Raw genomic sequence first — 22424 nt, 5'->3', positions numbered from 1 at the left:
AACGCGCCGACATTGCCTTCGAGGTCAATGGTGCCGCCGTCAGTGTTTCCGTGCCGCCGGTTCGACGTCTCTCGCAGGTTCTGCGCGACGAATTGCGGCTGACCGGCACCAAGGTCGGCTGCGATGCCGGCGATTGCGGCGCCTGCACCGTGCTGGTCGACGGCAACCCGGTCTGCGCCTGCCTGATGCCGGCGGCTTCAGTGCAGGGTGCTTCCGTCACCACGGTGGAAGGCCTCGCCAACGGCAGGCTTTCCGCCTTGCAGGCCTCGTTCCTCGAACACGGCGCCGCGCAATGCGGCATCTGCACGCCGGGCCTGCTGGTGGCGGCAACCGCGCTCTTGGAGCGCAACCCGACGCCGAGCGAAGCCGAGACGCAGGATGCGCTGGGCGGCGTGCTTTGCCGCTGCACAGGCTATCGCAAGATCGTCGCTGCGGTGATGCATGCCTCGCGCCATATGAATGGCGTTGACCTTCGCCTGCCTGAAGCGGGCCGCGCCGTCGGCGCCTCGCCGATCCGCCTCGATGGTGTGCCGAAAGTCACTGGTGACGAAAAATTTGGCGGCGACTCCTTCCCGGCCGATGCGCTTTCGGTGCTTGTGGTCCGCTCGCCGCATTATCACGCAGGCTTCAGCTTCGGCGATCTCGACGTGTGGGTGCGAGCGCATCCCGGCATCGCAGGTGTCTTCACCGCCGCCGACATCCCCGGCAAGAACTGCTTCGGCGTCATCGGCCCCTTTGCCGACCAGCCAGCTTTGGCTGAAGGCTTTGCGCGCCTTCGCGGCGAGGCAGTGGCGCTGGTGGCGGGTGAGCGCGAAGCGATCCTCGATCTCGACTTGACGGATTTTCCGATTGCCTGGACCGAACTGCCGCATGTGCTGCAGCCACGCGAGGCGAAAGCCGAAGGCGCTGCGCTGATCCACCAGCACCGCCCGGCCAACCTGCTGACCTCCGGCTTCGTCGAGCGAGGCGACCCTGATGGCGCGCTTGCAAGCGCAACCGTCACTGTTTCCGGCGCTATCGAGACCTCCTTCGTCGAGCATGCGTATATCGAGCCGGAAGCCGGCTACGCTTATATGGACGGCGAAACGCTGGTCGTCGTTGCCTGCACGCAGGCGCCCTATATGGACCGCGACGACACGGCCAAGGTGCTCGGCCTCCCGGTCGAGAAAGTGCGTATCGTGCCGACCGCCACAGGCGGCGGCTTCGGTTCGAAACTCGACGTATCGCTGCAGCCGCTGATCGGTCTCGTGGCGTTGAAGACGGGCAGGCCGGCGGCCCTTGCCTACACGCGCAACGAATCGATGATGTCGACCACCAAGCGCCACCCGGCCGAGATGAAGGCGATCATCGGCGCGGATGCCGAAGGCCGAGTCACCGGCATGGTCTTTTCCGGCGACTTCAACACCGGCGCCTATGCCAGCTGGGGCCCGACGGTGGCGAACCGTGTGCCGGTGCACGCCTCCGGCCCCTATCTGACGCCGAATTACCGCGCGACCGGCTACGCCATCCACACCAACGGTCCTATTGCCGGCGCCTTCCGCGGCTTCGGCGTGCCGCAGGCCACCATCATGCAGGAAACGCTCTATGACGAGCTCGCCGGCAAGCTTGGCATGGATCGTCTCGAGTTCCGCCTGAGGAACTGCCTGCGCGATGGCTGCGAAACCGTCACCGGCCAGCGTCTGGAAACGGGCGCCGGGATCGGCGAATGCCTGGAACAGCTTGAGCCGCACTGGTCGCGCGCGCTCGCGGAAGCGGAGGCCTTCAACGCCGCCAACACGGCAAGCAAGCGCGGTGTAGGCGTCGCCTCCTGCTGGTATGGCTGCGGCAACACCTCGCTGCCCAATCCGTCGACCATCAAGGTCGGCATTTCGGCCGATGGCTATGTTGTGCTGCACCAGGGCGCGGTCGATATCGGCCAGGGGTCGAACACGGTCATCACCCAGATCTGCGCCGACGCGCTCGGCCTGCCGCTGGACAAGTTCAGGCTGAAGAGCGCCGACACCGCCATCACTCCTGACGCCGGCAAGACATCCGCCTCGCGGCAGACCTTTGTGACCGGCAAGGCGGCCGAGAAGGCTGGCCGCGCGCTGCGCGAAAAAATCCTGCGCTTTGCCAACGTCTCGGGCGATGCGACGATTGCGCTCGATGGATCGAGCCTTTCCATCCGCGAAGGCGACGCGGCCCGCCGTATCGACTTGCCGACGCTGAAGGCCGATGGCGACGGCCTCGTCTTCGTTACCGAGGAAACCTACGACCCGCCGACGCTGCCGCTCGATGCCAAGGGCCAGGGCAAGCCTTACGCCGTCTACGGCTATGGCGCGCAGATCGCCGAGCTTGAGGTCGATCTCAAACTGGGCACAGTGAAGTTGATCAAGATCACCGCCGCGCATGATGTCGGCAAGGCGATCAATCCGGTGCTGGTCGAGGGCCAGATCGAGGGTGGCATCGCGCAGGGTATCGGCATGGCGCTGATGGAGGAATACATCCCCGGCCGCACAGAGAATTTGCACGACTATCTCATCCCCACCATAGGCGACGTGCCGCCGGTCGAGCATATTCTGGTCGAGGTCCCGGACGCGGAAGGACCGTTCGGCGCCAAGGGCCTGGGCGAGCATGTGCTGATCCCGACCGCACCGGCCATCCTCAACGCCATCCGCCATGCCACCGGCGTCCTGGCCACCAAGGTGCCGGCGACGCCGAGCCGCATCCTGGCGGCGATCCGTGAAAAGGAGGCGCGCCCATGAGCGAGCTTGCCGAACGTTTCGAAACCCACGATCCCGGCGAGAAGCAGGTGGCGGAGAAGATCCGCTGCGATGCCTGTCCGGTGATGTGCTACATCGCCGACGGCCGCACCGGCGCCTGCGACCGCTATGGCAATGTCGGCGGTCGCATCGTGCGCATGGATCCGCTGACCATCCTCGACCATGCGGCCGAGACCGGTGGCGCGGTGGTGCCGTTCGTCGCCGAGGGTGAGGCCTGGAACGGCGAACTCGTCAACACCGGCCGCCGCTTCGTCACCGCGATCGGCGCCGGCACCACCTATCCCGACTATAAGCCGGCGCCCTTCATCGTCAGCCAGGAGGTGGAGGGCGTCGATCTCGTCACCGTCGTCACCGAAGGCATCTTCTCCTACTGCGGCGTCAAGGTGAAGATCGACACCGACCGCCATATCGGCGACGAGGCGGCGACGGTGCGCTCGGAGGGCGAGGCGATCGGCCACGTCACGACGGGCGAATACGGCTCGCAGATGCTCTCGCTCGGCGGCGTGCATCACCTGACCGGCGGTTCGAAGGCCGAGGGACGAGCCACCTGCGACGCGCTGCTCAACCTTTGCAACCGCAAGCCCGTCGAGCTCACCATCGATGGTGGCGCGACCGTCATCGTCGAGGCCGGCAAGGCGCCGGTCATCGACGGCAAGGTCGAGCACCGCATGCGCGTCGGCTGCGGCTCGGCCACCATCGGCATGTTCGCCACGCAATGGCGCGGCCTTGTCGACGAGGTGGTGGTGGTCGACGACCACATCACCGGAGTGGTTTCGGAGCATCAGGCCGGCAAGGTGCTGGGCTGGGAGGACACGGGCATAAAGATCATCGGCCGCCGTTCGACGCCCGGCCGTTACTTCAAGGTGTCGGAGCCCGGCCTCGGCTGGGGCGGCACCACGATCTCCGATCCGCTGTCGATCCTCGGCGACTGGAACGCCAAGAAGGGCGCGCGCCCCGGCTTGTCGCTGCTGATGGTTTCGACCACAGGCGAGCAGTTCGCGTATTACGAGCTCGACGACCAGTTGAAGCCGGTCCAAAAGCCTTTCCCGGAGCGGCTGCAGAAATCCGTCGGCCTGATCGAGGACAATTGCGAGCCGGCGCTTTGCACCGTGCTCTTCATCGGTGGAGCCGGCGGCTCGCTGCGCGCAGGCGTCACCGAAAATCCGGTCAACCTCACTCGCTCGGTGCAAGGCCTGAAGACCTACGTCACGGTCGGTGGGGCTCCGGTCTATGTCTGGCCGGGCGGCGGCATCACGCTGATGGTCGACGTCACCCGCGTGCCGGAAGGCGCTTTCGGCTATGTGCCGACCCCGGCTCTGGTGGCGCCGATCGAATTCACCTTGCGCCGCGATGACTATGTCAGGCTCGGCGGTTATGAGGGCGAAATCCGCAGCGTCGAGGACATTCTCGCCAAGGGCGGCGAATACCTCAACGCCCGCCGTGGCGCCGGCGCGCCGGCAGGCAATCCCTGGCCGCCGCTGGCGCAGCTGCGGCGTTCAGTGGCCAACGGAGCCGGGTGATGAACGGCCCGCAGGCGCACTGGCTTGCCGACGGCAGACGGCTCCATCTCAACCATGGGCCGATCGACCTCATCGTCGAGGCGTTTGGTGCCGCCGACGAATGCCGTGCCGCTTACGAGCAGGCGGTCGCGCGCTTCCAGACGATCCTGATCGAGGTAGTCAAGGAGCTTCCAGAATTACGCCTGCCGGCGTTCTTTCTGGCGCCGCGCGCCTTCGAAGGTCCGACGGCGCGCCGCATGGAAGCAGCGGTCATGCCGTTGGCGGAATGCTTCATCACGCCGATGGCCGCCGTCGCTGGATCGGTAGCCGACGAAATTCTGGAGGCGCTGCTCGCCGGCCGCCGGCTTGACCGCGCTTATGTCAACAATGGTGGCGACAGCGCTCTCCATCTCGGCAAGGGCCAGTCGATGACGGCTGCGATAGCCGGCACTGGGAACGGCATGGCCGACCGGGTCACCATCCGTGCCGCGGATGGCGTGCGCGGCGTCGCCACCAGCGGCTGGCGCGGCAGGTCGTTTTCGCTGGGCATAGCCGATGCCGTCACGGTGCTTGCGCGGACCGGAGCCGAGGCCGATGCCGCGGCGACGCTCATTGCCAACGCCGTCGACCTGCCCGGGCATCCTGCCATCACACGCGTTGCGGCGCGTGAGCTGGCGCCTGACAGCGATCTCGGTGAGATGCTGGTGACGCAGGCCGTGGGCACGCTTCAGGCTGCCGAGGTGGCTGCGGCGCTGGACAAGGGCCTTGCTGTCGCCGAAGATTTTCGCCGGCGCGGCCTGATTGCCGCATCGGCGCTCTTTCTGGCGGGCCAGTCCCGCATCAGTGGTTCCGTGGCGCTCGCCGCGCCCAACAAGCATGAATGTGAGGATTTTGCCCATGCCTGACTTTCCGATCCGCAAGGTCGCGGTTCTGACCGAGGAAATCTTCCACGACGGTGGTCCCGTGGCGAAGGATCCGCGCCGCCGCGCCGCCGCTCTTGCCGTGGTCAAGAACCCGTTCGCCGGCCGCTATGTCGAAGAGCTGCAAGGGGCGATGGAAGACCTGAAGCCGCTCGGCCTGATGCTGGCCGACAAGCTGATCGCGGCCCTTGGCGGCGACGTGAAGAAGATCGACGGCTACGGCAAGGGCGCCATCGTAGGCTCCGCCGGCGAACTCGAACACGGCGCGCTGTGGCATGTGCCAGGCGGCTACGCCATGCGCGAGCGGCTCGGCGACGCCAAGGCGATCGTGCCGTCGGCAAAGAAGGTCGGCGCATTCGGCTCGCGGCTCGACGTGCCGCTCGGCCACGTCAACGCCGCCTATGTGCGCAGCCATTTCGACGCCATGGAAGTCGGCATCAGCGACGGCCCGCGTCCCGACGAAATCCTGTTCTGCCTCGCCATGACCTGCGGCCCGCGCATCCATAACCGCATGGGCGGGCTGGCGGCCGAGGACATCAAGGCATGGGACGGCTTGAGATGAGCGGCGAGGACAATCTGCTGCGGCTCGTCGAAACCGAAGAGCCCGACGAAACCAGCTACCACCTGCAGAACCAGGTGGGCTTCATCCTGCGCAAGGTGAACCAGCGCCATGTCGCGATCTTCGCCGCCCACATCGCCGATCTGACGCCGCCGCAGTTTGCTGCCTTGGCCAAGCTCTACGATATCGGTGAGACCTCGCAGAATCAGCTGGGAACGCTGATTGCCATGGACGCCGCTACCGTGAAGGGCGTCATCGACCGGCTGAAGGCGCGCGGACTGGTAGAGCTGTCCAAGCATGAGGTCGACAAAAGGCGGCTGCTGGTGAACCTGACGGAGGAAGGCCGCGAGGCGATCGAGCGGCTGATCCCGCTCGCCCGCACCATCACCGAGGAAACGCTGGCGCCGCTGACCGCCAAGGAAACCGCGACGTTCCTGCGGCTGCTGTCGAAGCTGGCGTAGATCGCAAACGTCTCCGGTCGTGTCGACCGGTCAGGTCGCGGGCGACAGGCGGAATGCGTCGACCTTCGAAGCGAAGGCGCCAGCCTTGCCGTCGAAAATGGCAGCGGTGCGCCGCCAGATAACCGTGACGACCAGCATCGCGATATAGCCGTCAACGGCATAATGCCATCCGGTGTAGATGGAGCCAAACAGGATCAGGATCGCGAATGCCCAGCCTGCGAGCCCGAGCCAGCGGTTGAGGCGTGCGAGATAGAAGGCGTTCAATGTGGCGATCGCCACATGCATGCTGGGCATGGCGGAAATCCCGGTGCCAAGTGCTGGCTTGTCGGCGCTGTAACTTCCCAGAAGGTAGTTGGAGTACTGCAGCACATGCGCGTTATGGGGGTGCTGCTTCAACACCTCCAGAAGGTCCGCGAAACGCTCACCGCCTAAGAATTCGTCATAGAAGATGGGTCCGACGGAAGAAAACACCGCGGCCATGAGCGTTCCGATCACCATGGTGACGAGCGCAAGCGCAGTGAGATAGCGAAGGTGCAGCAACTGATTGGCGTACAGCGCCGCGAAGAGCACCATGCCGAACCATTCGAGAAACCAGATCTTAGAATAGGTCACCGCAACGAGCAGCGCCAGGGCATCGGAATCGAATGAATGAGCAATTCGCCATGGCGCCTGGCCGTGCAGGAGTTCACCGATGTCGGCCAAGGCCTTATCGCTGTAGAAAGGCACGATGTCCGGGATATTCACCTTGTAGGTTGTGAAGGCGGCGAGCGACAGGATGAATACCGCCAGAACGATCGATGCCCGTAGCCCGTTCGATCTCAGTGAAATCGCGAGGAATTCGAGCGGCGATCTTGGCGAAATGATCACTGCCGCGGGAATTATCACCGCGAAGACAGAGAGCGGGCCCCATATCATGAGCAGGGACAAATAGTCTTGCGCGATCTGATAGTATTGCTCCGGCCATAACAAAGCCGCCACGGCAGTGTAGAGCAGGCAGAAGATGAGCAGCTTACGCGAGACGTTAGCAATTTGCGCGATATCCGACGGTTCGCCGGATCGCGATCGCGGCTTGCCCGGCAGACCCGCGTCCGCAATCAAGTCGTCGAGCGACCCCATGAATGAAATGCCCCCAAACCCATGCTCCGGGCAATGTCTATATTTGGGAGTTTAATATAGGGTTATCCGGTTGCACGGGATTTGGGTTGCATGGCAATAAACGACGACTTAAAACAGTATAAATGAAGTCGAACAATTGCCATTATAGGCGTTCTGACCCAACAAACCCAAACATCTCGCTGGCCTGCTCGGCCGTATAATAGCCAAGCCTGACATCCTCGGCGACCTGCTTCGGATCGCGCTCGCGCGGATCGCCGTAGCCGCCGCCGCCCGGCGTGCCGACGCGCACGCGGTCGCCGGCCTTGAGCGCGATGTCCTGCTCCTTGGAAAGATGCGGCGGCACATGCGCCTCACCATTTCGGAACACGGTCACGCTGTTCGGCGCGCCGTCCTTGCCGCCGAGCGCGCCCTGCGGGCCGAAGCGGCCATGGTCCATGACGAACGACGCGCGGGCTTCACCGCGCAATATTTCGACCTCATAGGCAAGCCCGAACCCGCCGCGGTGCCTGCCGGCGCCGCCGGAGCCTTCGCGCAGCGCATAGTGCCGGTAGAGCACTGGGAAGGCCTGCTCCATGATCTCGACCGGCGGCGATTTCGAAATGCCAATGGTCGAGCAGCCATTGCTCAGGCCGTCATGGCCGGCATTGCCGCCATAACCGCCGCCGGAAATCTGGTACATGACATAGTCGCGGCCGCGCGCGGGGTCGTTGCCGCCGAGCGCGAAATTCCCGCTCGAACCAGCAGGGGCCGCCGTGACCTTGTCCGGCAGCGCCTGCACCATGGCGGCGAACACCGCTTCGGCGATGCGCTGCGAGACTTCAGCCGCGCAGCCTGACACCGGGCGCGGATACTTCGCGTCGAGGAAGGTGCCTTCCGGTCGCTTGACGTTCAATGGCTCGAAGGCGCCGGCGCTGATCGGCACTTCGGGGAAGATGTGGCGCATGGCGAGGTAGACCGACGACAAGGTCGTCGCCAGCACGCTGTTCATCGGCCCCGCGCAGGGTTTTGACGAGCCGGCGAAATCGAAGGTCAGCGCGTCGCCCTTCTTCTCGACGGCCAGATTGATGGTCAGCGGCTCGTTCACCACCCCGTCGGAATCGACGAAGGCCTGCGAGCGGTAGACGCCGTCCGGTATCACGGCGATCGAGGCGCGCATCTGCTCGGCGGCGCGGCGGCGCAGTTCGGCAATCGCCTCGACAACAGTTTCGTCGCCGTAACGATCCAGGATTTCGTTGAGCCTGTCCTGGCCGATCAGCAGCGCCGCGGCTTGCGCGCGGATGTCGCCGATGCGCTGGTCGGCAACGCGGATATTCGAGCAGATGATGGCGTAGATCTCCGGATCGAGCACGCCTTTCTTGAACAGTTTAACCGGCGGCAGCCGCAGGCCTTCCTGTTCCACGGCGGTAGCCGAAGCGGAGAAGCCGCCCGGCACCGACCCGCCGATATCCGGCCAATGGCCGGTGTTGGAGAGCCAGCAGAAGATTTTTCCGTCACGGTAGACCGGCATGACGAAGCGCACATCCATCAGATGCGTGCCGCCGAGATAGGGGTCGTTGACGATGTAGATGTCGCCTGGCTCCGGCGGCAGGCAGCGGCCGTCGGCGATCATCTCGATCACCGTCCTGGTCGAATATTGCATGACGCCGACGAACACCGGCAAGCCCTGGCTGCCTTGCGCGATCAGTGAGCCGTCGACCGCCGAATAGATGCCGTCCGAGCGGTCATTGGCCTCGGCGATCACCGGCGAGAAGGCGGCGCGTGAGAAGGTCAGGTCCATCTCGTCGCAGACCTGCTGCAGGGCCGCCTGCAGCACCGAAAGCGTGATCGTGTCGAGCTTCGCCATCTTAGGCCTCGCCAATGTCGATGATGATGTTGCCGTCAGCGTCCGAGCGTGCGTGGTCGCCAGGTTCAAGCACGGTTGTGGCGTCCATCTGCTCCAGGATCGCCGGTCCCTCGATGACAGCGCCGAGCGGGAGCTTTTCGCGGGCATAGACCGGCGTGTCGTGCCAGCGCCCGTCATACCATACCGGCCGGATTTCGCGCCGCGCCTCCTCGAGCGTCGCCGCGCGTCCAGCCGGATCGATCAGCTTCGAGAGATCGATCTGCGGCCGCACGCCAGTAACCGAGGTGTTGAGGTTCACGAGATTGGCGCGGATTTCCGGCAGCTCGACCTTGAAGCGGGCGAAATAGGCTTTCTCGAACAGCTGCTGCAGTGTTTCCCGTGAGACGGAAGACGAGGGCAGGGGCACGTTGATGATATGCGTCTGGCCGACGAACTGCATGTCCGCTGAATGGGTGACGCGGATCGCGTCCGGTTTTACCGCTTCCTTTGCGATCAGCGCTTCGCCTTCGTTTCGGTGCCGTTCCAATACCTCGTGAAGCAAAGCTTCATCGAGCAGCTTGACCGGCTGGTTGATCGTGTTGACGAAGTCGTGCCGCAGGTCCGCGACGACGCAGCCAAGCGCATTGGTGATGCCGGGGCGCGCCGGCACCAGCACCCGGGGCAGGCCGAGCTCGCGGGCCAGCGCCGTTGCGTGCAGCGGCCCGGCGCCGCCGAAGGCGAACAGCGCGAAATCCCGCGGGTCGTGGCCGCGCGACACCGACACCATGCGGATGGCGCCGGCCATCTTCATGTTGCCGAGCCTCAGGATCGCACCCGCCGCCTCGACGCCGGAGAGCCCGGTGCGTTTGCCGATCCTATCCTCGAATATGCCTGTGACGCGCTCGACCGTGACCGGATTGTCGACGGCGAGCAGCTTCTTCGGCGCCAGCCGCCCGAGCACCAGATTGGCGTCGGTGATGGTCGGCTCGGTGCCACCACGGCCGTAGCAGATCGGGCCCGGATTGGCGCCGGCGCTTTCCGGACCGATCTGGATAAGCCCGGCCGCATCGACGCGCGCGATGGAGCCGCCGCCGGCGCCCACCGTATGCACCGCCACCATCGGCACATGGATCGGCATCGCATACTCGATCTCGATCTCGTTCGACACGGCGGGCTCGGCATTGCGGATCAGCGCCACGTCGGTCGAGGTGCCGCCCATGTCGTAGGTGACCAGGTTGCCGAAGCCGGCGCGCCTTCCGGTGTAGGCGGCGGCAATCACGCCGGAGGCAGGGCCGGACATCACGGTCTTTGCCGATTCCAGCGTGACGAAACGGGCCGAGATCATCCCGCCATTGCCGTTCATGATCAGGAAGTCGCGCGCATAGCCCTTGGCGCCAAGCTCCTTGCGCAGTCGCTCGACATAGCGCTCGAGGATTGGTTGCACCGAGGCATTGACCGCCGCGGTCACGCCGCGCTCGAACTCGCGCGCCTCCGAAAGCAGCGCGTGCCCGGTGGTGATGTGGCCGTTCGGCCAGAGTTCAGCCGCGATCTCGGCCGCTCGGCGCTCGTGCGCCGGGTTGGCGTAGGAGTGCAGGAAATGGATGACGATGGACTCGCAGCCGGCGTCGAGCAGCCGTTTCACCGCGTCACGCATTTCCGCTTCATCGAGCGGAGCGCGCACGGCGCCCGAGGCCTCGACCCGCTCCGACACTTCAAGCCTGAGATCGCGCGGAATGACCGGCACGAAGGTGCCCGTCATGCCATAGGCCTGCGGCCTCGTGCGCCGGCCAAGCTCGATCACGTCGCGAAAGCCGCGCGTGGTGATCATGCCTGTCCGCGCCAGCCGGCGTTCCAGAACAGCGTTGGTGGTTGTGGTCGTGCCATGCACGATGAGGTCGATGCCGTCGACCGGGAAGCCGGTCGCGCCGAGTGCGGCGACTACGCCAAAGGCCTGATTTTCCACCGTCGTTGGAGTCTTGGCTATGTGGACTTTTCCGCCCGCCTTGCCGTCGATCAGGAGCAGGTCGGTGAAGGTTCCGCCGACGTCGATGCCCGCGACGACGCTTCCCGTCGACGCCGAAAATTTCTCATTCATTGTCGAAACCCGAAATGCCAGGACTACGGATATGCCTCGGTTTGGAAAGGCGTTTTACGCTGCCATCTTGACCTGAATATCATTTGTATACTAATAAATTCCGGACACAAGAGCTTACCGCTTGGCAGTGTGCGAGCAGCACGCCGGAACCTGACCGTTCGGGCGCGCAGGAGAAAGTTTGGCGCCAGCGTGTCTGTCTGGGGCCGGAAAGTTGGGTTTGATGAACACGACATCCGCGTTGAACATTGCCGGCGTAAAGCCGCTGCAGTTCCCGATCCCGACCAACGTCTATGCCGAGACGGTGGTTTCGGTGAAGCATTATACCGACCGGTTGTTCTCGTTCCGCATTACCCGGCCGCAGTCGCTGCGTTTCCGCTCCGGCGAGTTCGTCATGATCGGCCTGCCCAATGCCGAGAAGCCGGTCTTCCGCGCCTATTCCGTCGCAAGCCCGGCCTGGGACGACGAGCTCGAATTCTTCTCGATCAAGGTGCCGGACGGTCCGCTGACCTCGGAGCTGCAGAAGATCCAGGTCGGTGACACCGTCATCATGCGCCAGAAGTCGACGGGTACGCTGGTGCTCGACGCCCTGACGCCCGCCAAGCGCGTGTTCATGATCTCGACGGGCACCGGCATCGCGCCTTTCGCCAGCCTGCTGCGCGATCCCGACACCTACGAGAAGTTCGACCAGGTGATCCTCACTCACACCTGCCGCGACAATGCGGAGCTCACCTACGGCCAGGAACTGGTGGCCGCGCTCGAGAGCGATCCGTTGATCGGCGAACTGACCGCTGGCCGCGTGACGCTCTACAACTCGACGACGCGTGAGGAATCCGCGCGCATGGGCCGCATCACCGCGCTGATCGGCTCGGGCAAATTCTACTCCGATCTCGGCCTCGAAAAGCTCAATCCCGAGACCGACCGCATCATGATCTGCGGCTCGATGCATATGCTGAAGGACGTCAAGGAACTGGCCGAGACCCTGGGTTTCCAGGAAGGCTCGCTCAGCCATCCGGCGAGCTTCGTCGTCGAGCGCGCCTTCGTCGGCTAAGGCGCCTCGCCGGCAGTGGCGTTTCCATGAAACGATGAACAGCATCGGCGAGGCGACAGAGATCTCTCCTGTGTCAACCGGGCCATGAGTGCCGGCACGCCGCGAATTCCTGGCCGAATCGTGGCCGGGGCAGGGCGAAATGCAACTTTTTCGCGAATGCGCAATCAGCGTACACCTCACGCATCCTTGAACGCGCCGGCGCTACATGACTGAATTGTAACCTGATCGCCGCGGCCATCTGCTTTATTGTCCGCCGGTCGAGACTTGGCCGATCGCAGCTTCCGACCGTTGAAAAGGCTCGACATTTTTTGTCAGCGAGTTGGGCGGCATGACGGTTCGTACGACACAGCATGGCTCGACCGGGCGGAAACAGCGCCGGCGCTCGCCGGGCCTCGTCATGCTGGCCGCATTGCTCTTGTTGGCGGGCGGCTATGGCGTATGGCACTACTACGCCGACGGAAAGGCGAAAGCCGCCGAGGCTGCCAAGTCGGCGCAACCGGCGCCGAAGGTCCCGGTCACCGTGGCCGCCGTGCAGAAGGCCGATTTCCCGCTCTACCTCTATGGCCTTGGAACGGTCACGCCGCTGAACAGCGTCACCGTATCGAGCCGCGTCACCGGCGTCGTCACCCAGGTCCCGGTCAAGCAGGGCCAGATGGTCAAACAGGGCGACCTGCTCGCTGAGATCGACCCCGCCCCGTACCAGGCGGCGCTCGACCAGGCCAAAGCCAAGCAGGCGCAGGACGAAGCGACGCTGAAGAACGCTGAGGTCGTCCTCAAGCGGCTTTCCACGCTCCTGCAGAAGACCTTCGAGACCCAGCAGGATGTCGATAACCAGCAAGCCGTGGTCAACACCACCGCCGCGCAGATCGAAGGCGACAAGGCCGCCATCGAGGCGGCTCAGCTGAACCTCGATTATACAAAGATCACTTCGCCGCTGGCCGGCAAGACGAGCTTCCGGACCATCGATCCGGGAAACATCGTGCAGGCCGACCAAAGCTCCGGCCTCTTCACCGTGGTGCAGCTCCAGCCGATCTACGTGTCGTTCACGCAGTCCCAGGAACAGGTCCCGACCATCAACAAGACTTTCGCGGCCGGCCCGGTTTCGATCGATGTGTTGAACGCGGATCTGAAAACCGTTCTGGCAAGCGGAACGCTGGATGCGGTGCAGAACCAGGTCGACCAGGCTTCCGGCACGATTTCGCTCAAGGCCTCCTTTCCAAATCAGGATCAGGCGCTGTGGCCGGGCCTCTCAGTCAACACGCGAATGCGCGTCGGCATGATCGCCGGAGCGATCGTAGTGCCCGACGAAGCCGTCCAGCACGGCCCAGACGGGCTCTTCGCCTATGTTGTTGGCGATGACGGCAAGGCCCATCGTCAAACGATCAAAACAGGCCCCTCGGATGGCGGCAACACCGTCGTCACCGACGGCTTGAGCCCTGGCCAACGCGTCGTGGCCACCGGCCAGTATCGGCTTGTCGACGGTACGAGCGTCGATGCCCAGCCGTTTTCGGGCGCACCGGGGCCTGCCGGTGGAGCGCAGCCGAACGGAGCAAGCTGATGGCAGCTACCGGCGTTTCCGCGCCTTTCATCCGCTATCCCATCGCCACTTCGTTGTTGATGGTGGGAGTTCTGTTTGTCGGCCTGGTTGCCTATTTCAACCTGCCGGTCGCGCCGATGCCGCGCGTCGACTTTCCGACGATCCAGGTGTCCACCAACCTGCCGGGCGCCGACCCGATCACCATGGCATCGTCGGTGACACAGCCTCTCGAGACGCAGTTCGCGCAGATCCCAGGCATTGCCGAAATGACGTCGAGCAGCCTGTCCGGCTCAAGCCAGATCACGCTGCAGTTCGATCTCAGTGTCGACATCGCGGCGGCAGCCGGGCTGGTGCAGTCGGCGATCAACGCGGCCGGCGGCCAACTGCCGAAGACCTTGCCCAACCCTCCGACGTACCGGGAGGTCAATCCCACCGATTCCCCGATCATGGTGATCGGGGTGACCTCGACCGACTTGCCGCTGACGACGGTGAGCGATGACACCTACACCAAGCTCGCCCAAGTGATCAGCCATGTGAACGGCGTTGCCCAGGTGCTGGTCGGCGGCCAGCAGACACCGTCGATCCGCGTCCAGCTCGACCCGGCCAAGCTCGCCGCAAGGGGCCTGTCGCTGGAAGCCCTGCGCACCCCATTGTCGAACAATACCGTGGACTTGCCCAAGGGCAACATCGAGGGAGAGGTGCGGGCTTTCACCATCTTCTCCAACGACCAGATGACCGCGGCCAGCGACTGGAACAATGCTATCGTTGCCTATCGCGACGGGGCGCCGGTGCGGGTCAAGGATGTCGGGCAAGCGGTGCTCGCGGCGCAGGACTATACCCAGGCGGCGTGGGCCGACACGACACGCGGGGTCGTTCTCATCATCTTCAAGGAGCCCGGCGCCAACATCATCGACACGGTCGACAAGATCAAGGCCGAGCTGCCGATGCTGACCGCGTCCTTGCCGGCTTCGCTGAAGGTTCAGGTGCTTTCCGACCGGACCCAGACCATCCGCGCTTCGGTGGCCGACGTCCAGTTCACGCTGATGCTCACTATCGGGCTCGTCGTGATGGTGATCTTTCTCTTCCTGCGCAATGTCTGGGCGACGGCCATCCCCGCCTTCACCGTGCCGCTTGCCCTTTTCGGCGCCTGCGCGCTGATGTGGTTTGCCGGATACAGCATCGACAACCTGTCGCTGATGGCGCTGACGATCTCGGTGGGCTTCGTCGTCGACGATGCCATCGTCATGCTGGAGAACATCGTGCGCCACATCGAGCGCAGCGAGAAGCCGATGGATGCCGCGACCATCGGCTCCAGCGAGATCGGCTTCACCATTATCTCGATCAGCATCTCGCTGGTGGCGGTGCTGATACCGTTGCTCCTGATGAGCGGCATCATCGGCCGCCTGTTCAAGGAGTTCGCGATGACCCTGGCCATGACCATCCTGGTCTCGGCGGTGGTCTCGCTGACGCTTACGCCGATGCTGGCGTCGCGCTTCATCAAGCCCGCCGCCGAAGAGCACCACGGCAAGCTCTACCAGTGGAGCGAGCGCTTTTTCGACGCAATGCTGAAGGCCTACGAGCGTGGCCTCGACCGGGCGCTGCGGCACCGCTTCATCACCTTGCTTGTGTTCGTGGCCTGCGTGGTGCTGACCGGCTATCTCTTCACCATCGTCCCGAGCGGGTTCTTCCCGCAGCAGGACACCGGCATGCTCTATGGGCAGGCGCTCGCCGGGCAGGATGTTTCCGCCCCTCAGATGCAGTCCTACATGAGGCAGTTCGCCGAGATCGTGATAAAGGACCCGGCGGTCGCGCATTTCGCCGCGGCGGCCGGCGGTGGTGGGAATACCCAGAACACCGGTCGAATGTTCATCCAGCTGAAGCCGCGGGACGAGCGCGACGCCTCGGCAGACCAGGTGATCCGACGGCTCCAGCCGAAGCTTTCGGTCGTGCAGGGCGCGCGCCTGGTCATGCAGGCCTCGCAGGATGTGCGCGTCGGCGGCAAGCTGTCCGCCTCGCAATATCAGTATGTGCTGGAAAGCGCCGATGTCGAGGCGCTCGACCAATGGGCGCCCAAGCTGTTGAGCGCCTTGCAACGGCTGCCCCAATTGACGGCCGTCACGACCGACCAGATGAGTTCAGGCACGACGCTGACGCTGCAGGTCGATCGCGACCAGGCCGCTCGCTACGGCCTGACCGCCAACGACGTCGACAACACGCTCAACGACGCCTTCGGACAGCGCCAGATCGCGCAGTATTTCACCCAGCTTTCGACCTATAACGTGATCATGGAGGTGCTGCCGTCGCTGCGTGGCGACCTCAAGGCGCTCAACCAGATCTATATGACGACGTCGAGCGGCTCGCAGGTGCCGCTCTCGGCCATCGCCAAGTGGACGACGGCGCCGGTACAGCCGCTGATAATCAACCACGAAGGCCAGTTCCCCTCCGTGACGATCAGCTTCAACCTGGCGCCCAACGTGGCGTTGGGCCAGGCCACCGCCGCGATCGACAAGGCCGCGGCCGAGATGAGGCTGCCGGCGACGATCCAGACCATGTACACCGGAACGGCGCAGGCGTTCGAGCAGTCGCTGTCTTCGGTGCCGCTGCTCATCCTGGGTGCTCTGGTCGTGGTCTACCTGATCCTCGGCATCCTCTACGAGAGCTACATCCATCCATTGACGATTCTATCAACGTTGCCCTCGGCCGGGCTCGGCGCCTTCGGCACGCTGCTGCTCTTCCACATGGAGTTCAACCTGATCGGCCTGATCGGCGTCATCCTGCTCATCGGCATCGTGAAGAAGAACGGCATCATGATGGTCGACTTCGCCATCGCGGCCGAAAGGGGCGAGGACCTCAGTTCCCTGGAGTCGATCCGCCAGGCCTGCCTGATGCGGTTCCGGCCCATCATGATGACCACCATGGTGACCATGCTGGGAGCGCTGCCGCTGATGCTCGAGAACGGCACCGGGTCGGAGATCCGCCAGCCGCTGGGCTACACGATGTTCGGCGGGCTTCTTGTCAGCCAAGCCCTGACGCTCTTCACCACGCCGGTGATCTATCTCTACCTCGACGATCTTTCGCATTGGCTCACCTCGTTCGGGAAACATCGGCAGGACGACGCCGAGCCCGCGCATGCGGAGGTTGAAGTCGCCGAGCCCCGGCGCAAGCTGGCGGCCGAGTAGGTCGAAAGCCGGCTGCCACAGGCGAGTGGCTTCGATACCGACGATCGTGTAAGTATCGCCCGAATGAGAAAGGGCAGCAGATGAGCAGCACGATCCGCGAGGCCGGCGCAGGCGCCGGCGCATCCAAGGTTATGCCCCTGCCGGCGCGCGCCGCCGCCAACACGCCGGTGCCTTCGGACCACGGCATTGCCCGCAATCCGGGCATGAAGCTCGATCTCGGCTTCCTCGAATCGGTGCGCAGCGTCAACCGCTCGGCACTGGAGCGTCGCGTCGCCACGCTCACCAAGCGGCGCTCGATCAAGGCCGACAACCAGGCAGCCTGGCTCTTGCGCGCCATTGCCTGCATGGACCTCACCACGCTCAACTCCAACGACACCGACGAGCGCGTGCGCCGGCTCTGCGCCAAGGCGATCAACCCGCTGCGCAGGGACATCGTTGAAGGCCTGGGCATCGCCGGGGAAACCATCCGCCCGGCGGCGGTCTGCGTCTATCATCCCTTCGTCGCCACCGCGGTCGACGCCGTGCGCGGCACCGGCATTCATGTCGCCGCCGTGTCTACCGCTTTTCCGCACGGCCTTGCGCCGCTCTCGACCCGTTTGCAGGAGATCGAAGCTTCGGTCCGCGACGGCGCCGACGAGATCGATGTCGTCATCCCGCGCGGCCTGGTCTATGGCGCCAAGTGGCGCGAGCTGTTCAACGAGATCGTCGCCATGCGCGCCGCCTGCGGCGATGCCCACCTCAAGGTGATCCTCGGCACCGGCGACCTCGCCACGTTGCGCAATGTCATGCTTGCCTCGATGGTGGCGATGATGGCGGGCGCCGATTTCATCAAGACCTCGACCGGCAAGGAAAGCGTCAACGCCACGCTTCCCGTCGGCCTCGCCATGGTACGCGCCATCCGCGCCTATTTCGAGGAGACGGGCTATTTGATCGGCTTCAAGCCGGCCGGCGGCATTTCCACCGCCAAGGCCTCGCTCGACTGGCTGGTGCTCATGAAGGAAGAACTCGGCCGGCCGTGGCTCGAGCCGACATTGTTCCGCTTCGGCGCCTCCAGCCTGCTCACCGACATCGAACGCCAACTCGAGCATCATTTGACCGGCCACTATTCGGCCAACCATCGCCACGCGATGGCGTAGGTCCGGCTGGGCCCAAAGCAGAAGAAATCCTTTTCCAAAGGAGTGTTCCATGAACATCCTCGAACGCTATCACGCCATGGAATACGGTCCGGCGCCCGAAGCCCGCAACGAGGCCGATGCCTGGCTGGCCGGTCGCGATTTCTCCAAGGCTCTGTTCATTGACGGCGCCTGGAAGGCGGCGGCGAGCGGCAAGACTTTTGAAACCAGCGAACCGTCCTCCGGCAAGCTGCTCGCCAAAATCTCGGATGCCGGCGCCGCCGACATCGACGCCGCGGTTGCCGCGGCCGCCAAGGCGCTGCCCAAGTGGAGCGCCAGTTCCGGCTACGGCAGAGCGAAAGTGCTCTACGCCATCGGGCGCGCCATGCAGCGCCACCAGCGCCTGTTCGCGGTGCTCGAATCGATCGACAACGGCAAGCCGATCCGTGAAAGCCGCGACATCGACGTGCCGCTGGCGATCCGTCATTTCATCCATCATGCCGGCTGGGCGCAGTCGCTGGAGAAGGATTTTCCCGACCACAGACCGGTCGGCGTCGTCGGCCAGGTCATTCCGTGGAATTTCCCGCTGCTGATGCTGGCCTGGAAGATTGCGCCCGCGCTTGCCGCCGGCTGCACGGTTGTGCTGAAGCCGGCCGAATTCACGCCGCTCACCGCCATCCTGTTCGCCGAGATCTGCGAGCGCGCCGGTGTGCCGAAAGGCGTCGTCAACATCGTCCAGGGCGGGCCTGAGGCGGGGGCTGCCATTGTCAACCATGCGGGCGTCCAGAAGATCGCCTTCACCGGCTCCTCCGAAGTTGGCAAGATCATCCGCAAGGCGACCGCTGGGTCGGGCAAGAAGCTTTCGCTGGAGCTCGGCGGCAAGTCGGCCTTCATCGTCTTCGAGGATGCCGATCTCGACAGCGCGGTCGAAGGCCTCGTCGATGGCATCTGGTTCAACCAGGGCCAGGTCTGCTGCGCCGGCTCGCGGCTCCTGGTGCAGGAAGGTATCGCCGAAGCTTTCATCGCCAAGGTCAAGGCGAGGATGAGCCGGCTGCGCGTCGGCAGCCCGCTCGACAAGAACACCGACATCGGCCCGCTGGTCGACTTGACGCAGCTCGATCGGGTGAGGGGCCTGATCGCCGAAGGCGCCAAACAGGGCGCTACATGCTGGCAGCCGGACGCTACCCTGCCGACCACGGGCTATTACCATCTGCCGACGCTTGCGACGGGTGTTTCGCCGGCGAACATCTTGGCGCAGGAGGAGGTGTTCGGACCGGTCCTGGCGACGATGAGCTTCCGTAACACGGAGGAAGCGATAGAGCTTGCCAACAACACGCGTTACGGCCTTGCCGCCTCGGTATGGAGCGAGAACGTCAATCTCGCTCTGCATGTCGCGCCGCAATTGAAGGCCGGTGTGGTCTGGGTCAACGGCACCAACATGTTCGACGCCGCCTGCGGCTTCGGCGGCTACCGCGAAAGCGGCTTCGGCCGCGAGGGCGGCCGCGAAGGGATGTTCGAATATCTCGCGGCGAAGCTCCCCGTCGGCGCGGTCATCAAGCCGGCGGTGGCCGGCTCGGCCCAGCCGGTCGAGCAGGCTGATGGCATGGCGATCGACCGCACGGCAAAGCTGTTCATCGGCGGCAAGCAGGTACGCCCGGACGGCAACTACTCGCTTGGCATTGTGACCGCCAAGGGCAAGCTTGCTGGCGAGGTAGGCCTCGGCAGCCGCAAGGATATCCGCGACGCCGTCGCCGCCGCGCGCGCCTGCAAGGCCTGGCCGGATGCCACGGCCTATAACCGCAGCCAGGTGCTCTACTATTTCGCTGAAAACCTGTCCGGCCGCGCCGATGAGTTCGCCGCGCGCCTCATGCAACTCACCGGCGTGACCGCCAAAGCCGCGCGCGATGAGGTCGAGCAGTCGATCGAGCGGCTGTTCCTCTATGCCGGCCTTGCCGACAAGTTCGAGGGCCGCGTCCATCAGCCGCCGGCGCGCGTCGTGACGCTGGCGCTGCATGAACCCGTGGGCGTCGTCGGCATCGTTGCGCCGGACAACCAGCCGTTGCTTGGCTTCGTTTCATTGATGGCTCCGGCGCTCGCAATGGGCAATACCGTGGTGGCCGTTCCGTCCGAGCGCCATCCGCTTTTAGCCACCGATCTCTATCAGGTCATCGAGTATTCCGACATTCCAGCCGGCGCCATCAACATCGTTACAGGCCGCAGCGCCGAGCTTGCCGGCGTGCTGGCCAAGCATGACGACGTCGACGGGCTCTGGGTGTTCGCCGATGCCGACACCTGCGCCAAGGCTGAGGCCGACTCCATCGGCAATCTCAAGCGCGTCTGGTCCGGCAACGGACGCACCCTCGATTGGGCGTCGAGCGAAGCCGCCGGGGAGGCGTTCCTGCGCCGGGCCATCGAGGTCAAGAATGTGTGGGTGCCGTACGGCGACTAAAGCGCTTCGGCTGAGCGCGGCGGCCCCCGGGCGACACCGGGAGCCACTTGAGACATTGTCGCGAAGGTGATCGCATTCGGGCTTGACGCTCGCGTGTCTGCTCTTTAACGAGAAAAAACATCTTTATCTGTGAAGCCTGCGGTATAGGCCGCATGATGGTGGCCGTGTGGCACACGACGCGGCAGCGGACGCTCGATAAAGGCGGACGAACCGGCAGGCGAGGAGAGAAGAATGGCGGATCTGGCAGGCAAGGTGGTCGTCGTCACCGCGGCGGCGCAAGGCATCGGACGGGCGAGTGCGCTGGCCTTCGCCAAGGCCGGCGCCACCGTTCATGCCACCGACATCAACGAGCCGCTGCTCGCCGAGCTAGGCAAGACGCAGGGCATCAGGACGCGCAAGCTCGATGTCCTGAGCGACGCTGCCGTTAGCGCCGCCTTTGCCGAAATCGGCCCGGTCGACGTGCTGTTCAACTGCGCCGGCTTCGTCCATTCCGGATCGATCCTCGAAATGAAGGATGAGGATCTCGATTTCGCATTGAACCTCAATGTCCGTTCGATGATCCGCACCATCCGCGCCGTTCTGCCCGGCATGCTGGAGCGCGGCGATGGTTCGATCATCAACATGGCCTCGCTGGCAAGCTCGCAGAAAGGCGTTCCGAACCGCTTCGTCTATGGCCTGACCAAGGCGGCGGTCGTCGGCCTCACCAAGGCGGTCGCCGCCGATTACGTTACCAAGGGTATCCGCTGCAACGCCATTTGCCCCGGCACCGTCGAAAGCCCGTCGCTGCAGGACCGCATGCATGCGCAGGGCGACTACGAAGCCGCGCGCGCGGCCTTCATCGCCCGCCAGCCCATGGGGCGCCTGGGCACGCCCGAGGAGATCGCCGACCTCGCCATCTATCTGGCCGGCGCGACGTACACTTCAGGGCAAGCTTACAATATCGACGGGGGTTGGTCGGTCTGACACCTGGTCGATCGGTAGCCCGCCCAGACTTGCCGGGGATGGGCTCGATGGCTACGGTCCGCCCAGCTTCGAAATCAGTCGTCGCCCGGGCGAAGAGATTGCAAAACGGCCGCTGGCCGCAAGGTGGAGAACAAAGATGAAGTTGCTGCGTTACGGCGAGGCGGGAAGCGAACGACCCGGCCTGCTCGATGCTGACGGGACGATCCGCGACCTTTCGGCTCATGTCGCCGACATCGCGGGCACTGCGCTCCACCCGGCCTCGCTGGAGATGCTTTCGAAGCTCGATCCGAAATCGCTGCCGGTGGTCTCCGGCAAGCCGCGCATGGGCGCTTGCGTCGCCGGCACGGGAAAATTCATCTGCATCGGCCTCAACTACTCCGACCACGCCGCCGAAACCGGCGCGACCGTGCCGTCGGAGCCGATCATCTTCATGAAGGCAAGCTCGGCGATCGTCGGCCCGGATGATGACGTGCTGATCCCGCGCGGCTCGGTCAAGACCGACTGGGAAGTCGAGCTCGGCGTCGTCATCGGCAAGACCGCCAAATATGTCTCGGAGGACGAGGCGCTGGATTATGTCGCCGGCTATTGCGTCGCCCACGACGTGTCCGAGCGCGGCTTCCAGACCGAGCGCCAGGGCCAGTGGACCAAGGGCAAGTCCTGCGACACGTTCGGCCCGATCGGCCCATGGCTGGTCACCAAGGATGAGATCGTCGACCCGCAGAACCTGAAAATGTGGCTGACCGTCAACGGCAAGACCATGCAGAACGGCTCCACCAAGACCATGGTCTATGGCGTGAAGTATCTGGTCTCCTATCTCAGCCAGTTCATGTCGCTGCATCCCGGCGACATCATCTCCACCGGCACGCCACCCGGCGTCGGCCTCGGCATGAAGCCGCCGGTGT

General features: G+C 64.5%; 15 protein-coding genes. 12 read left to right on the top strand and 3 right to left on the bottom strand.

Translation table 11 applies throughout. The features are described 5' to 3' along the window. The 5 genes from Q0L57_RS19550 to Q0L57_RS19530 all read left to right on the top strand — a co-directional run. Positions 1 to 2744 (top strand): molybdopterin-dependent oxidoreductase (locus Q0L57_RS19550; RefSeq protein WP_296744675.1); only part of this gene is annotated, 2744 nt, incomplete at its 5' end. Then, the gene (locus Q0L57_RS19545; protein ID WP_296744674.1) at positions 2741 to 4282 is read left to right on the top strand and encodes a 6-hydroxynicotinate reductase; all 1542 of its coding nucleotides are present in this window, start codon (positions 2741 to 2743) and stop codon (positions 4280 to 4282) included. The genes Q0L57_RS19550 and Q0L57_RS19545, both read left to right, overlap by 4 nt. Continuing rightward, on the top strand, positions 4282 to 5166 hold the full coding sequence (locus Q0L57_RS19540) for a UPF0280 family protein (RefSeq protein ID WP_296744673.1): 885 nt from the start codon (positions 4282 to 4284) through the stop codon (positions 5164 to 5166). Before Q0L57_RS19545 ends, Q0L57_RS19540 begins: the two co-directional genes overlap by 1 nt. After that, positions 5159 to 5743, top strand: a complete 585-nt coding sequence (locus Q0L57_RS19535; RefSeq protein ID WP_296744672.1) for an amino acid synthesis family protein — start codon at positions 5159 to 5161, stop codon at positions 5741 to 5743. Before Q0L57_RS19540 ends, Q0L57_RS19535 begins: the two co-directional genes overlap by 8 nt. Next, positions 5740 to 6201 (top strand): MarR family transcriptional regulator, encoded by a 462-nt coding sequence (locus tag Q0L57_RS19530; protein WP_296744676.1) that lies wholly within the window; start codon positions 5740 to 5742, stop codon positions 6199 to 6201. The genes Q0L57_RS19535 and Q0L57_RS19530 overlap by 4 nt, the downstream gene beginning before the upstream one ends. 30 nt (positions 6202 to 6231) lie before the next feature. On the opposite strand, the gene Q0L57_RS19525 is transcribed toward Q0L57_RS19530, so the two are convergent. The 3 genes from Q0L57_RS19525 to Q0L57_RS19515 all read right to left on the bottom strand — a co-directional run bounded on the left by Q0L57_RS19525 (position 6232) and on the right by Q0L57_RS19515 (position 11234). Then, positions 6232 to 7317: a phosphatase PAP2 family protein gene (locus tag Q0L57_RS19525; RefSeq protein ID WP_296744671.1), complete on the bottom strand. Its 1086-nt coding sequence runs from the start codon at positions 7315 to 7317 to the stop codon at positions 6232 to 6234. 142 nt (positions 7318 to 7459) lie between these two features. Beyond that, complete coding sequence (locus Q0L57_RS19520; protein ID WP_296744670.1) at positions 7460 to 9160, bottom strand: hydantoinase B/oxoprolinase family protein; 1701 nt, start codon at positions 9158 to 9160, stop codon at positions 7460 to 7462. 1 nt (position 9161) lies between these two features. After that, positions 9162 to 11234 (bottom strand): hydantoinase/oxoprolinase family protein, encoded by a 2073-nt coding sequence (locus Q0L57_RS19515; protein ID WP_296744669.1) that lies wholly within the window; start codon positions 11232 to 11234, stop codon positions 9162 to 9164. Positions 11235 to 11454: 220 nt separating this feature from the next. On the opposite strand from Q0L57_RS19515, the gene Q0L57_RS19510 reads away from it, so the two are divergent. The 7 genes from Q0L57_RS19510 to Q0L57_RS19480 form a co-directional block, all read left to right on the top strand. Continuing rightward, a complete protein-coding gene (locus Q0L57_RS19510; protein ID WP_296744668.1) occupies positions 11455 to 12282 on the top strand; it encodes a ferredoxin--NADP reductase in 828 nt (275 codons plus the stop codon). Positions 12283 to 12610: 328 nt separating this feature from the next. Continuing rightward, positions 12611 to 13840, top strand: a complete 1230-nt coding sequence (locus tag Q0L57_RS19505) for an efflux RND transporter periplasmic adaptor subunit (protein ID WP_296744667.1) — start codon at positions 12611 to 12613, stop codon at positions 13838 to 13840. After that, positions 13840 to 16998: an efflux RND transporter permease subunit gene (locus Q0L57_RS19500; protein ID WP_296744666.1), complete on the top strand. Its 3159-nt coding sequence runs from the start codon at positions 13840 to 13842 to the stop codon at positions 16996 to 16998. Before Q0L57_RS19505 ends, Q0L57_RS19500 begins: the two co-directional genes overlap by 1 nt. 80 nt (positions 16999 to 17078) lie before the next feature. Beyond that, the gene (gene deoC / locus Q0L57_RS19495; protein ID WP_296744665.1) at positions 17079 to 18134 is read left to right on the top strand and encodes a deoxyribose-phosphate aldolase; all 1056 of its coding nucleotides are present in this window, start codon (positions 17079 to 17081) and stop codon (positions 18132 to 18134) included. A gap of 49 nt (positions 18135 to 18183) precedes the next feature. Next, a complete protein-coding gene (locus tag Q0L57_RS19490; protein ID WP_296744664.1) occupies positions 18184 to 20559 on the top strand; it encodes an aldehyde dehydrogenase family protein in 2376 nt (791 codons plus the stop codon). Positions 20560 to 20790: 231 nt separating this feature from the next. Beyond that, positions 20791 to 21522, top strand: coding sequence for an SDR family oxidoreductase (locus tag Q0L57_RS19485; RefSeq protein ID WP_296744663.1), 732 nt, complete (start codon positions 20791 to 20793; stop codon positions 21520 to 21522). Positions 21523 to 21658: 136 nt separating this feature from the next. Continuing rightward, the coding region (locus Q0L57_RS19480) for a fumarylacetoacetate hydrolase family protein (RefSeq protein WP_296744662.1) at positions 21659 to 22424 on the top strand (766 nt) is incomplete at its 3' end.

Source organism: Mesorhizobium sp. (assembly GCF_024509055.1).
Taxonomy (GTDB): Bacteria; Pseudomonadota; Alphaproteobacteria; order Rhizobiales; family Rhizobiaceae; genus Mesorhizobium.
Note: the sequence above shows the minus strand (reverse complement) of the source record. Positions and strands in the feature narration are given on the sequence as shown.

Bases quoted from the DNA above. Each gene is read 5' to 3' on its own strand.
- Q0L57_RS19520 (WP_296744670.1), bottom strand. From the start codon at position 9,160: ATGGCGAAGCTCGACACGATCACGCTTTCGGTGCTGCAGGCGGCCCTG.
- deoC (WP_296744665.1), top strand. From the start codon at position 17,079: ATGAGCAGCACGATCCGCGAGGCCGGCGCAGGCGCCGGCGCATCCAAG.
- Q0L57_RS19510 (WP_296744668.1), top strand. From the start codon at position 11,455: ATGAACACGACATCCGCGTTGAACATTGCCGGCGTAAAGCCGCTGCAG.
- Q0L57_RS19540 (WP_296744673.1), top strand. From the start codon at position 4,282: ATGAACGGCCCGCAGGCGCACTGGCTTGCCGACGGCAGACGGCTCCAT.
- Q0L57_RS19530 (WP_296744676.1), top strand. From the start codon at position 5,740: ATGAGCGGCGAGGACAATCTGCTGCGGCTCGTCGAAACCGAAGAGCCC.
- Q0L57_RS19505 (WP_296744667.1), top strand. From the start codon at position 12,611: ATGACGGTTCGTACGACACAGCATGGCTCGACCGGGCGGAAACAGCGC.
- Q0L57_RS19535 (WP_296744672.1), top strand. From the start codon at position 5,159: ATGCCTGACTTTCCGATCCGCAAGGTCGCGGTTCTGACCGAGGAAATC.
- Q0L57_RS19525 (WP_296744671.1), bottom strand. From the start codon at position 7,317: ATGGGGTCGCTCGACGACTTGATTGCGGACGCGGGTCTGCCGGGCAAG.
- Q0L57_RS19545 (WP_296744674.1), top strand. From the start codon at position 2,741: ATGAGCGAGCTTGCCGAACGTTTCGAAACCCACGATCCCGGCGAGAAG.
- Q0L57_RS19485 (WP_296744663.1), top strand. From the start codon at position 20,791: ATGGCGGATCTGGCAGGCAAGGTGGTCGTCGTCACCGCGGCGGCGCAA.
- Q0L57_RS19490 (WP_296744664.1), top strand. From the start codon at position 18,184: ATGAACATCCTCGAACGCTATCACGCCATGGAATACGGTCCGGCGCCC.
- Q0L57_RS19515 (WP_296744669.1), bottom strand. From the start codon at position 11,234: ATGAATGAGAAATTTTCGGCGTCGACGGGAAGCGTCGTCGCGGGCATC.
- Q0L57_RS19500 (WP_296744666.1), top strand. From the start codon at position 13,840: ATGGCAGCTACCGGCGTTTCCGCGCCTTTCATCCGCTATCCCATCGCC.